Source organism: Enterovibrio qingdaonensis (assembly GCF_028683135.1).
GTDB lineage: Bacteria > Pseudomonadota > Gammaproteobacteria > Enterobacterales > Vibrionaceae > Enterovibrio > Enterovibrio qingdaonensis.
Map to the genome: position 1 here is coordinate 98,832 of NZ_JAJUBB010000006.1, position 12,727 is coordinate 111,558.

General features: G+C 48.1%; 13 protein-coding genes. 2 read left to right on the plus strand and 11 right to left on the minus strand.

Going from position 1 to position 12,727, the window contains the following annotated elements; genetic code table 11:
- Positions 1 to 281: 281 nt before the first annotated feature.
- The 8 genes from LRP49_RS10315 to LRP49_RS10350 form a co-directional block, all read right to left on the minus strand.
- On the minus strand, positions 282 to 788 hold the full coding sequence (locus LRP49_RS10315; RefSeq protein ID WP_274142032.1) for a DUF2380 domain-containing protein: 507 nt from the start codon (positions 786 to 788) through the stop codon (positions 282 to 284).
- A 45-nt stretch (positions 789 to 833) separates the two neighbouring features.
- The gene (locus LRP49_RS10320) at positions 834 to 1,706 is read right to left on the minus strand and encodes a quinoprotein dehydrogenase-associated putative ABC transporter substrate-binding protein (protein WP_274142033.1); all 873 of its coding nucleotides are present in this window, start codon (positions 1,704 to 1,706) and stop codon (positions 834 to 836) included.
- 13 nt (positions 1,707 to 1,719) lie between these two features.
- A complete protein-coding gene (locus LRP49_RS10325) occupies positions 1,720 to 2,094 on the minus strand; it encodes a hypothetical protein (protein ID WP_274142034.1) in 375 nt (124 codons plus the stop codon).
- An 18-nt stretch (positions 2,095 to 2,112) separates the two neighbouring features.
- Positions 2,113 to 2,565, minus strand: coding sequence for a plastocyanin/azurin family copper-binding protein (locus LRP49_RS10330; protein WP_274142035.1), 453 nt, complete (start codon positions 2,563 to 2,565; stop codon positions 2,113 to 2,115).
- A gap of 153 nt (positions 2,566 to 2,718) precedes the next feature.
- Positions 2,719 to 4,467, minus strand: coding sequence for a methanol/ethanol family PQQ-dependent dehydrogenase (locus LRP49_RS10335; RefSeq protein ID WP_274142222.1), 1,749 nt, complete (start codon positions 4,465 to 4,467; stop codon positions 2,719 to 2,721).
- Between the two features lie 583 nt (positions 4,468 to 5,050).
- Entirely contained in the window at positions 5,051 to 5,833 is a 783-nt protein-coding gene (locus LRP49_RS10340) for a quinoprotein dehydrogenase-associated SoxYZ-like carrier (RefSeq protein WP_274142036.1), read from the minus strand.
- A gap of 16 nt (positions 5,834 to 5,849) precedes the next feature.
- Positions 5,850 to 6,764, minus strand: a complete 915-nt coding sequence (locus LRP49_RS10345; RefSeq protein WP_274142037.1) for a quinoprotein relay system zinc metallohydrolase 2 — start codon at positions 6,762 to 6,764, stop codon at positions 5,850 to 5,852.
- Positions 6,761 to 7,309, minus strand: a complete 549-nt coding sequence (locus LRP49_RS10350; protein WP_274142038.1) for a rhodanese-like domain-containing protein — start codon at positions 7,307 to 7,309, stop codon at positions 6,761 to 6,763. The genes LRP49_RS10345 and LRP49_RS10350 overlap by 4 nt, the downstream gene beginning before the upstream one ends.
- A gap of 148 nt (positions 7,310 to 7,457) precedes the next feature.
- Between LRP49_RS10350 and LRP49_RS10355 the strand changes: the two genes are divergently transcribed.
- A complete protein-coding gene (locus LRP49_RS10355) occupies positions 7,458 to 8,402 on the plus strand; it encodes a LysR family transcriptional regulator (protein ID WP_274142039.1) in 945 nt (314 codons plus the stop codon).
- A 66-nt stretch (positions 8,403 to 8,468) separates the two neighbouring features.
- On the opposite strand, the gene LRP49_RS10360 is transcribed toward LRP49_RS10355, so the two are convergent.
- A complete protein-coding gene (locus tag LRP49_RS10360) occupies positions 8,469 to 9,089 on the minus strand; it encodes a BamJ family beta-barrel-assembly machinery protein (protein ID WP_274142042.1) in 621 nt (206 codons plus the stop codon).
- A 224-nt stretch (positions 9,090 to 9,313) separates the two neighbouring features.
- On the opposite strand from LRP49_RS10360, the gene LRP49_RS10365 reads away from it, so the two are divergent.
- Entirely contained in the window at positions 9,314 to 9,937 is a 624-nt protein-coding gene (locus LRP49_RS10365; protein ID WP_274142044.1) for a LysM-like peptidoglycan-binding domain-containing protein, read from the plus strand.
- Positions 9,938 to 9,956: 19 nt separating this feature from the next.
- Here the strand turns inward: LRP49_RS10365 and LRP49_RS10370 are convergent, their stop codons facing one another.
- Positions 9,957 to 10,409 carry a GNAT family N-acetyltransferase gene (locus tag LRP49_RS10370; RefSeq protein ID WP_274142046.1) on the minus strand — a complete coding sequence of 151 codons (453 nt, stop codon included), beginning with the start codon at positions 10,407 to 10,409 and terminating at the stop codon, positions 9,957 to 9,959.
- A 155-nt stretch (positions 10,410 to 10,564) separates the two neighbouring features.
- On the minus strand, positions 10,565 to 12,517 hold the full coding sequence (locus LRP49_RS10375) for a bifunctional 2',3'-cyclic-nucleotide 2'-phosphodiesterase/3'-nucleotidase (protein WP_274142047.1): 1,953 nt from the start codon (positions 12,515 to 12,517) through the stop codon (positions 10,565 to 10,567).
- Positions 12,518 to 12,727: the final 210 nt, after the last annotated feature.

Sequence of the window (12,727 nt, forward strand, 5' to 3'; positions counted from 1 at the left end):
TCAAAACGTCACTTTTTTTATTCCCAAAATTCAGTCAATAGCCGTGATATGTTCTATCAACCTCTTCAAAACATTGATGGCGTTCTTTGGTATTGCGGATTTTGTAGCATTCATCTTCGGCCATGTGTCGTCCCGCCTCAGGTGTGCAGGCAGACAATAAAAAGACCACAGCAATCGCGGAAAGAAGGTATTTCATAGGGCTGACGTGCTTAGTAACTTGAGCTAACAGTCTAGGCGTTGGGCCGGCAGCTCCTCAAGTTGCATTGGCGAGATAACACCATTTATTGTTTAAACGCCGAGGTTTGCCGAGTAATTTGCTCGGCGAGTTTGTTGATGCCTCGTTGGTTCAATTTGGCCTGCTGACCTTTAATTTCGACGATACGCTTGGGCAGAGCTGTCGCAGAAGGGACATGAACAACATGGGCAATCAGATATGCAAAGAGAAAGCTAGGTTTGTGTAGTCGCGTCACTACAACCCAATCCGCCTGATTTGCGCGACCGAGATCTGCGGCGGCTGTGGGATGTTGAATCAGATAGCCAAACCCTTGATTAGCCCTTTGATAGGCAGAGTGAGAGACAGGAACGATGGTGAATGACGTTGACAAGGCGTCCCTAAGCAAAGGCGCGAGGGATGCTGTTCGTTTGATTTCGGCCTCATTATTTTCTGTATATGTAAGGTCATTTAGTTCGAAGTCAAGCACCGTGATACGACTAGGAACCTCTGCCGTGGCCTGAAATGACAGCAAAAGGAACGCGAACAAACAGTGACGTTGATAACGCTTCAACATCTCTACCTCCTGGGTTAAACGGCACCTTCCGGTGCCGTTTTTATGCTAGTCATCATCGTCATATTTGCGAGGTTTAGACGACGCTTCAACCACGGGGATACCGTAATCTTCGAGGATCATTGCGATTTCGGGAGCATTTGCATCTATGGCCATTTCTACCGTTTTTTTCCATGGTCGCTCGCCATAGCGCACGCCCATAGACATCGCGAAATCAAACACCTTGCTGCCTTCAGATGTCATAGGAATAACGGTTAAATTGGGTTGAGGTTTAGCAAAATAGCCAGCAATAGGCCCCCAGATCAGCAACACATCAAACTCACCGTCTGAAACGCGTTTTACCATCTTGCCAGGATAGTCTTCTGGGTCGCCGTTCATGATACGGAAAAAAGAGGTGTTGTCTTTGAACCCATTGTCTCTCAGCCAAGAAACGGCAGGAGAGGGCGTGAAAGCAGCCACTTTCAGAGTGTGTTTAATCTCGTCAGGGAGGTTGGCGAGATCTTGTTGCGTTTTAACATCCGCTAACGCGCCTTCTTTGCGTAGCAACAACGAGTAGGCAGAGCGATAGTAAGGTTTGGTAGTGGCGGCGATGTCAAATTGGGCGGGGACACCAATGACTAAGTCGCAAGCAAAACGGCCAGTTTCATCAGACCAATTTTTGAGGGTATTGCGTATAAATCCCATGCGCTGTGGGAACCAGACATATTCTACGTCCAGCCCAAAATAATCCCCCAGTTGCTCTGCGATTTTGTTTTCAAAGCCTTGTTGGTTTCGATTGGAGTAGGGCAAATTATTGGGGTCGGCACAGACCCGAAGCTTATCGGGCAGTGGCGAGGGGAAGGTCGCCTGCGCCGCGTGCGCAGTGACACCAAATAGAAGTACAAATACCGCGATAAGGAGTCGATTCAAAAAGTATGTCATGTTCGCCTCCTACCTACTGGGCTCGTGTGATTTGTTGATCTACAAAGCACTGATGTTCCGCATCCTCTTTGATGGTGAGGTAGCCCTTTCTTGCCGTTCTGCTGTCTTTTGATGAGCGGAAATAGCCTCCCCGCTCGCCACGCATATTCTTTAAACGAACAAATGCATCGGCATAAGTGTACTCATCAAAGGTCATCTCACTGGCGATTTTGTCAATGACGCAACTGCATCCGTACATATTGACGTAGTTTGGGCCGCCTTTGAGGGCCATGCATTCTTGGACGAATTTCACTCTTTCAACGGTAGGGAAATCGTTGGCACTGACAGGGGCGGCAAGCACCCCAGCCAGTAAAATGAAAAGCGAACTTATTTTGACGACTTTGACCATAAGTTGCCTCCTACAAGGTTATAGCAAACCTTCTTTTTGTAAGTGTTTTCGGAATTTTTTCAGCAAGCCCTTGGCGGGCAGTAGGGATTTGTCTTTTTGAATTTCTTCGAAGTAGGCGTCTATGATTCCGCCAATGTCATCGGGGTTACCAACCAGCAAAATACCGCCCATTCGTGCCCCCCAATGTGGTGTGCATTTGTAGACGTAAACCCCTTCATTGTCGAAAATAAAACTGACATCAACACCGAGTTCGGTTTTTATTTTCTCTGTACCTTCCGGCACCATGACATCGATGGTTTCAATCAAGTGAGCAGGCATGTTGGTCCAACTCACGCGATCTCCAGGCTCAATGACAACAAACATGGGATCGAACTTCACGCCGACAGCACGTATTTCATGTTCTTCTTCTGCAATGCTTTGACCAATCAATCCCCAAAATAAACAGAATGATAGAAAGATACGTTTATACATATGAAATCCTTTTTCTTTTCCAATTTGAGTGTAGAAGGCGTGGCGCAAATTCAACCTGATGCATTGATTCAGATTTAAGAAAAAGGGGGAATAAACTCCCCCTTCCTCATGCCCAGGCTGCGTCAGAACGCTGTGGGCTTATTGATTCTTATATTAATTGGGTAGTGCAAATACGGTCAGAACGCCACCTAGTTGGGTGTAATCTGAGAGTTTACGATACGCACCTACCGCACCTAGGCCGTCGGTGTCACCTTCAAGTCCGGCTGCCATACCAATACCAGCCCAGCCACCAATACCTGAAAGCACAGCAACATATTGCTTGCCGTCATGCATATAGGTATTCACGTTGCCGATGATGCCAGATGGTGTTTTGAAGCGGTAAAGCTCTTTACCTGTCTTCTCATCGACGGCTTTGAGGTAACCTTCGAGTGTGCCGTAGAACACCACGCCACCGCCCGTTGCCAATGCGCCACTCCATACTGAGAATGGCTCAGGCAATGACCAGACGATCTCGCCTTTTTCCGCATCCCACGCGATAAAGTTACCTAAGCCACCGTGGCTACCTGGTGCAGGGAACATAGATAGTGTCGCCCCTACATAAGGCTGACCCGCCGTGTAGGAAACTTCAAAAGGTTCATAGTTCATGCACACGTGGTTGGTAGGTACGTAGAACAGGCCTGTACGAGGGCTGTATGTTGCAGGTTGTTGGTCTTTTGAACCCAGTGCTGCTGGACAAATTCCTTTGGTGTCGACATCTTCACCGTTTTGCGCAGTTGAGTACTTCGCCACGACTTGTGGAACACCGGTTTCCATGTCGACATGCGTTGCCCAGTTAACGGCAGGGTCGAATTTCTCAGCGACCAGCAGTTCACCCGTTACACGATCCAAGGTATATCCAAAGCCGTTACGGTCGAAGTGCACCAGCAATTTTCTGTCTTTACCGTTGAACTTCTTATCGACAAGAATCATCTCGTTGATGCCGTCATAATCCCACTCATCGTGCGGCGTCATTTGATATAGCCACTTCGCCATGCCTGTATCCGCATCGCGCGCCATGATGGTCATGGAGTACTTGTTGTCACCCGGACGTTGCGATGGGTTCCACGTACTTGGGTTACCTGTTCCGTAGTAAACAAGATTCAGATCAGGGTCATAAGTGAACCAGCCCCAGGTTGTACCGCCACCAATTTTCCATTGGTCGCCTTCCCATGAGTCCAAGCTGGAGCTTTTACCGATAGGTTTGAGCATTGCGGTCGTTTTTTCTGGGTCAACTAACATTTCGTCATCCGGCCCAGTGCTGTACGCACGCCAAGCGACGCTGCCGTCTTTGATGTTATAGGCCGTGACATAACCACGAACACCAAACTCACCACCACTGATACCAGTGATAATTTTGTCTTTTACGACAAGAGGTGCGTTGGTATTGGTGGCACCGACTTTGGGATCGCCGTTGATCACTTTCCAAACCACTTTACCGGTTTTCTGATCTAGCGCGACGAGTGTGGTATCTGCTTGTTGAAGGAAAATTTTCCCATCCGCATAGGCAAGACCACGGTTAACGGTGTCACAACACATCACGGCAATGACGGAAGAGTCTTGCTTCGGTTCATACTCCCAAAGCAATGTTTGGTTATTTAAGTCAATGGCAAAGACCTTGTTTGGAAATGGTGTGTGGACATACATGGTATCGCCCAGTACCAATGGACCACCTTCATGACCGCGCAAAACGCCCGTTGAAAATGTCCAAGCAACCTGAAGGTCTTTGGCATTTTTAGCATTGATTTGGTCAAGTGGGCTGTAACGGGTACCGTCGTAGTTACCACCCCACATTACCCATTGATTAGGATCTTTTTGTAGCTCGAGCAACTCATCATTTGCCTGAGCAACTGTCGGAGACAGCATGGCAAGGGAAACCGTTGCGACGGCTAATAAAGAGCTCCGCAACTTTTCTACAACTATCATGTTTACTTCCTCCATGACGGCATATGCAAAAAATCTGCTTTGCATATGATGCCTTTATGTCGCAATTAAGGGGTGCAATCCGCAGGTTTAGGTTTCGCCCTTCTCACCAGTAATGTCCGACTATTTATAAAAAGCGTAGGGCACCTTGGTGTATCCGGCGAAGGACAACGAGGCGGTTTCGCGATTTAGCATTGAACCCGTATGCCAACTCATTCCAGCATTTCATGTCCGGCTACATCATGTTGCCAAACGGTGTTAAGAAAATGTTGGTGTTTTGAGTTTATGGCAGCTTTTCGGCTTGTGTGAGCGGGAAAAAGACACAACACTTTTGTTCGGCGGCAACAATGTCCACACCATTAATAATGGTAGTTATTGCATTGATATAATTGATTTTGTTTGGGGTGTTCGCATGTGGGGTTCACATGAAAAAGTGCGTGTGACCCCGGACTTTGTTACAAGGAAATCAGTTGGATATAAAGCCCGGGTCAACATGCCTTTTTATTGAGACGGATACAGTGGTGATTCAAATGTCCCATTCATTGGAAAATTCGCGTCCTGTTGAATCCTTTACATCCGCTTTCAGTTTTCCCTGCTTTTCACTGTCAACATGGAAGGTGAATGTTGGGTTTTCACTAATGGAAATACCGCCATTGAAGCGCATAACAGGTTCGCCTTCTAACGTGATGTTCACGTCACTGACATAGTCAGAGGGAATCCAGTGACGGGTCAGTTGATCAATTTGTAAGCCGCTGTAATTGGGATGACTGATCAGCAGTTGTAGTTGTCGTGTGTCGTTGACCCCAAGATCTTTGAGTTTCATTTTACCCATTCGCTGACGCGCTAATACATCGTCAGCTCCCGCTGGGGCAGAGCACCCGCCTGACGCTTTTACAAAATTACTCGCAATATGTAATTTTCCATCTTTAGTTTTGGCGATCGCTCTTACTGGGCTGTAGGCGTTAATCCTTACCCGAGTCGAGATATTCGCAATGCCACTGTTAGGACTGAGGTCGAATGTGCCCACAATCGGGGAGGGGTTGTTGTCGACGATGAGATAAATTTTTTCTACGGGATTTGGGTCATCCTGCTTAACATTCACCTTTATATCTAAAGGGACGATCGCGGCATCAATGGCGCGTACGGGTGAGATGAGCGTGACGACATCATCTTCAATAAGCGGACCGGCGTTGGGGAAGAGGCTGTCTCTTATCAAGGGCCAGTTGGCACTTTCCAAATTGCTTTGAGCTTGTGATGTGGCTGGCAGCATGAACAATAGTGCTGACAGCATCACGATAATGGATTTCATGACGTTTCTCCTTTCGTTACTCCCACTCCAGCTCTTTATATGCCTGAATGACATTGCGCGGATGGAACAGCTCAAACAACTTCCATTCGGACGATTGGGACGTTAATACCGTCTCGCTGGCGGTGTTGATATCAATGTTTTTTTGAATGGCGGCACGAACCTCCTGTGCCAAAGAAGAGAGATAGCGCGTCTGTTTTTTGAATGCGTCTGGGCCGGTTTGAACGGCACCGTGTCCGGGGATCACCCTTTTATAAGGCATAGCTTCCAGTTGTTTGGTGACGTTGAGCCAACCAATCAAGCTGCCGTCCAACGTTGGTGTGTGGTCGATAAACAGTAAGTCACCAGTGATCAGCGTGCCGGTTTTTTCGTCAAACACGGTAAGATCGTGTCGGGTGTGGGCTCTATCATGTGCCGTTAAAACCAAAGGACGATCACCGAGATCAATCACAGTTTCCGTTTCGACGAGTTGTGTGGGGGCAACGGGCTTTGTTCCTGTGAACCAAGGGCTGTTCAACCTTTCCATGTAGTACCCGACCTTGGCTGCAAAATCCCCTGGGTAACGGGTATGGGCGACAAATTGGGGATCCTCTTCTATAAAAGCTTGATTCCCAAAGTGATGATCGGGATGTACATGAGTGGTGATGACATGGGTAATAGGCAGTTTAGTGATGCGCCGGATCCCTTTTAGTAACGCTTCCCCTGTACGTTGGCTCGCCCCTGTATCAATCACAGCGACCGCGTCATTGCCCACAATAAACGTCATGTTGGCCACCGGATCGGTTTGCGTTGTGAAGAGATCGGCAATTTCGCCTTGATGACAGTAAACACCGGGAGCAACCTCACTAAAGGTGAGATTGGGAGTCTCTGCTGACGTGGTGAAGCTTATCAATGTACCTAACAGCATTAGGGTATGGCGAATAGGGAGCATCATGGTCTTACCGGGGTCTGAGTTTCTAGCTCATATCCCGCCTCCTGCCAGCCTTTAACGCCTGCGCGATACCAATAGACGTCTTTGGCTCCGAGTTCAATCGCACGTTTCCCTGCGTTCCATGAGTGCCAGCAGCTTGGTTCACAGAAAACCACAACGGGACCCTGTTGCGGAATATTCTCTGCCAGTAGTGAAACCAATGAATCGGGCACGATGCCATGCCCGACATTGGCAAGCCAAAGGGATGACGGAATGGTGTCGCGTTTTGGCTCAATCCACAGCGTGTCTTTGGATAAGCCTTCTGGACGGTTTGGTGCCGGATAGACGTCAATGAGCACGGCGTTGGCATTAGCCATGAAGAGTTTCAGAGCCTCAGGCGTTTCTATCACCTGAGCACCTTGAAGCGTCTCCGGTACCGGTGCGCGATACTGCGCATTGCGATAGCCGTCTGGCTCAGGAACTGTCTCTGCATTGATGCTAGTGGCGCAAAAATAAAGAAAAATCGCACACTTAACACATAAAGCCTTAATTAAACTACGGACTTTCATACTACTTTCTTCCGATAAATCTCCTACCTTGGTAGGAGAAGGGCGGAGAGTTATCCATTATGGATTAACATTAGGATAACAATCAGACCGTCATGGGGCGGATTTTATTGTTGCAGCCATCAATAAACTTCTTTTCAGTGGAGCAAAGATGAACCGTTGGAGTGGTGTTGAAGAATTTGTTGAAGTTGTCAACAGTGGCAGTTTTACCGCCGCCGCAAGGAAGCTTGGTGTTTCTACATCTCATGTCAGCCGTCGAATCGATGCGCTGGAGAGCCGATTGAGCACAAGACTCCTTTATCGTACAACCCGACAAATAACGCTGACGGAAGTCGGCAAGATGTATTTCGATCATTGTAACAACTTGATCGAGAAGTTTGCTGAAGTCGAAGCACTGGTGACCCAGATGCAGACGGAACCTGTGGGGACGTTAAAAATCACCGCGCCGTCAATTTTTGGGGAGAAGTTCATTGCGCCACTGGCCAATGACTTCATTAAAGTGCATCCCAAACTCAGCGTTGAATTTCACTTTACCAATGATGTCGTTGATATTGTTCACGACGGGTATGATCTCGCGATCCGTACCGGGGAGCTCAAAGACAGTACGCTTATGGCCAAAAAATTGGCCCCGCGAAAACTGTATACCTGCGCGTCACCGTCTTACCTTCGTGAAAATGGCATTCCTCAGACATTAGAAGATTTGCAATCTCATAATTGTTTGGTTGGGTTAGTGGACAATTGGACGTTTTCGGAAAACGGGTCTTGCATACAGTTTAAGCCTAAAGGCCGCTGGCATGGGAACAGTGGAAGTGCGGTACTGGATGCAACACTGCGTGGCTTAGGGCTAGCGCAATTGCCAGATTACTATGTACATCAGAAGATCGTTTCGGGTGAGCTGGTGGAAGTGCTGACAGAGTATCACGCGCCTGATTCCGCGGTATGGGCGGTGTATCCATTTAATCGCAACTTGTCTGCGAAGGTGAGGTTGTTTGTTGATTTCCTCTCAGATTCGTACTCTCACCATTTACCGTGGTTGGAGGAAGAGCATCAGGAGGGGCAACTTTCCGACGATGAGCCGAACCAAGAAGCCAGCTAACACTTAACTTCGTAAAGTGAGCCGGTATAAAAAAGCCAGCAATGATGCTGGCTTTTTCCAGTTGGCTTACAGGATATCCAGTAGCTCAACTTCGAATACTAGTGCAGCGAATGGTGGGATTGCTGCACCCGCACCGCGCTCACCGTATGCCAGATCTTGTGGGATGTACAGTTTCCACTTAGAACCAACAGGCATCATTTGCAGTGCTTCAACCCAACCTTTGATTACGCCAGTTACTGGGAACTCAGCTGGTTGACCGCGCTCAACAGAGCTGTCGAACTTAGTGCCGTCAGTCAGGGTGCCGTGGTAGTGAACACGTACTTGCTTGTCTGACGTTGGGATTTCGCCGTTACCTTCAACCAGTACTTCGTATTGAAGGCCTGATTCAGTCACGGTTACTTCTGCACGCTGCGCGTTTTCAGCCAGGAATGCTTCGCCTTCTGCTGCTGCTTCTTTCGCTGCAGCTTGACGAACTTCTTCAGCTTGCGTGTGCAGTTCACGCAGTGCGTTGTTGATTTCGTCAATTTCGATTTCAGGCATGTTACCCGCCAGAGCGGTTGCGATACCTTTCGCAATTGCATCAACGTTCAGACCTTCCAAGCCGCTGCCAGCCAGTTGCTGACCCATTTGCAGGCCGATGCCGTAGCTTGCTTTTTGCTCTACGGTCTCCAGTTTTACATCAGACATGTCGTCTCTCTTTATTTGCGGGTTTAAAGTGTGGAAGGATAACAGGTGCAGGTAGTCAGGGACAAATCGGGTTACAGATTGGTTATTGAATATGCGCACGAAATACAGGAAAGTACAATTGTCAGCCAGTAGATTGCGGTTGCTGACAATTTGCTGATAAAGCACGGCTAGCATGCGCGGTTTTAGTTGCTAGCAGGATCCTGATGAGGAAATTGGGAGAGGTTATGACCCTGAAAGGAAAACGCGTGAAAAAAAGTGCATCCACCACACCGCCTATGGGTGAGGTAATCAAAGCCGCGTTAGAAAAAGCACGAGCTCAACTCGTACCGCTTATCGAAAAAGTGAAGCCGCACTGGCAGGCGTTACCGAAACCACATCGTATAGGTGTCTCGGTATTAGCGGCGTTATTGGTTGTGTTGTTAATTTGGCCGTCCAGTGATGAAAGTAAAGAGGTTGTCGTTGCGGAAGGCGAGCGTGTCTCTTTGCCGTTGGATCTCAGTGGAAATACCCAATCGGCGCAGCAAGTAGACGATGAAGACTTTGACAATAAAGCGGAACCTGTTGTCTCCACCCAAACAGTAGATACGGATTGGGTCAATTACGAAGTGCAACGCGGTGACACGCTGTCGAATATTTTCCGCAATCAATCACTACCACTGCCTGACTTGTACGCAATATCAGCGATTGAAGGCGCAGACAAACCGCTGAGTCGCATTCAGCCAGGACAGTTGCTGCGCTTTAAACGAAATACGCAAGGCGAGCTCGATATGCTGCAGATTGAGGCTAGCAAAGACAAATCGGTCATTTTCTTCCGTCTATCTGACGGCAGTTTCGCCCGCAGAAACTAATACGCGGTAAAGGCGGCTGTTAAGCCGCCACTCTTCGCATGTCGATATGTGGAATACCGTCTTCCAAATACTGTTCTGAAATCTCTTCAAAACCATGACGACGATAGAATTCGCGCAAATGGTATTGTGCGCCAATGGTGATCGCTGCCTTAGGCCAGGTGTCATTTGCTTGGATCAAGGCCTGACTAACAAGATCGTGGCCGCAACCATTTCCTCGTTCGGTGTTGGCGGTAACCACTCTTCCGATACTGATTTCATCGTAGGTCAATCCAGCTGGCAATATGCGCGCATACGCCGTCATTTTGTCGTCGCGATAGCCAAGTAGGTGGCGGGTTTCTGGATGAAGGTCGTGACCGTCCATTTCTGGGTAGGCGCAGTTTTGCTCTACGACAAAAACGTCAGTCCGTAACCTTAGCAGGTCATATAGCTGTTTGGTCGACAGCTGACCAAACGTCAGGGTTATCCATTGCATTTTTATTATTCCAAATGTTTTAAATAATCTTGGGCTAAGTTGGGTTTAGCTCATTTCGATATCTGCCGTCCGACAACATATAAAAAAATCGCGACCTAGGCCGCGATTTTTTTGTCCTCATAACGAGATTTTTCAATATTGAAACATTTCGTTAATTATTTTTTCAAATCAACGCTATAAAGCGCAAAGCCAACATCATCTGTGCCCACTTTTTTCATTGGGTACTGGCCTTTTTCCTTAATAAATTGGGCTGCTTTCTCGCTTGGTGATGTTTCAAACACAATGTTTAAATCTGTGTCTGTCGCGATTGGAGCAAACGACCAATTGTTATCAGCTGTTGGTGTGACTTCGCCTTTCTCTGCCGTCACTTTGCTGATGTAGTTAGCAACCACGGTGCGGTTTTCATCTGGTGATGCAAATGCGATGAAGTCGTTGCCTGTGCCCGGGAATTTACCCAAGTACGCACGGTAGTTGTTCGCTGCCACCAAGAACGGCTGTGCAGGGTCTACTGGCTTACCATTGAAGGTCAGCTGTTTGATGCGCTCAGAACCTGGGTTGATTAGGTTACATTCGCCGTCGTAGCGAGCGGGTTGGGTGATATCGATCTGATAGTTCACACCGTCGATCACGTCGAAGTTGTAGGTGCGGAAACCATCCCAGTTGATCAGCGATTGTTGTGCTGATGAGTTCGGGTCGATTTGATTAAATTGACCTGCGGTACATTCCAACCATTCTTTGACTTCTTTACCTGTGACTTTGACCGTTACCAGCGTGTTTGGATACAGGTACAAATCCGCGGCATTTCGGAACGTCAGCTCGCCAGATTCTACTTCGGTGAAGTTAGATGGGTCGTCTTTACGGCCGCCCGCTTTAAACGGTGCTGCAGCGGACAATACAGGGATCCCTGCCAGATCCGGATCGCCTTGTATGAAGCGTTCCACGTAATCTTTCTGCGCCGAGTTAACGATCTGTACGGTCGGATCGTCCTGTACCAGCGACAAGAAGCTGTACATCACGTCATTGGCTTTACCGATAGGCTGATTCACAAATTCACGTGTTGCCGTGTGGTCGTGCTCCAAGGCTTTGCGCATCGCAGGATCTGCATCGGCCAGTGATTTGCCGTCAAAAATAGGGCGGGATTCACTTTGAACAGGAGTAACTACCCAGCTGTCACCTTGCTTATCCAGTTGCAGATCCATGATACCGACATGGCTGCCCCAACGACCCGGCATCACAGCGGCGACGTCTTTGATGGTGCCTTTTTTATTGTCGACGCCTTGGATGTTATCAAACCCTTTGCCTGGGAAAACCGCATGAGAATGACCAAAGGCAATCGCGTCGATACCGTCAACATCTGCTAAGTAGTAAACAGAGTTTTCCGCCATCGCTTTGTATTCATCTTGTGACAAGCCTGAATGCGGGATAGCTACGATAACGTCAGCACCTTTTGCCTTCATTTCCGGTACCCATTTCTCGGCACTGGCTTTGATGTCTTCGGCAATCACTTTGCCTTCTAGGTTTTTCTTATCCCATACAAGGATTTGCGGTGGGACGAACCCGATATAACCGACTTTTACCAGATGCGCTTTGCCGTCTGTGTCAGTCATGGTGTGTTCTTTGATGATGTAAGGCTGGAAGTAAGGCTTGCCAGTTTTAGCATCGTAAACGTTGGCTGAGATATACGGGAACTCAGCACCTTCCAGTGTGGTATCAAGGAAGTCCAGCCCGTAGTTGAATTCGTGGTTACCGATGTTACCCACATCGTAATCCAACTGGTTCATTGCCTTGTAGACAGGGTGGATCTCGCCTTTCTCAATGCCTTTTGCGGCCATGTAGTCGCCCATTGGGCTGCCTTGGATCAGGTCGCCGTTGTCGACCAAGACACTGTTTACCGCTTCTTCCTGAGCAGCTTTGACCAGTGTGGCTGTACGAACCAAGCCAATTTTGTCGCTTGGTGTGTCCTTGTAGTAGTCGTAATCCATCACGTTGGTATGAATATCGGTGGTTTCGATAATGCGCAGTTTGATGGTTTCTGCCATAGCTGGGCTTGCCATCGTCATCATGCCCGCAAGAATGGCGATAGAAAGCGGTTTAGCTGTCGGTTTCATGGAGGTCTCCAAAAGGATCAAGGACTGAAAACATGCGTATTTTGCATACTCATAGCAGCAAAAGGTTACATTTCATCTGATTGTGTGATCTTCATCGTTACCTTGGTGCCCTTTTATTAAAGCAAGGTGACTAAAAAAGCATACAGGCATAGTATTTTGTGGCTGAAATGAAGGCGTGTGTGTGAAGTGCTAATAACCAAACTGTTATAA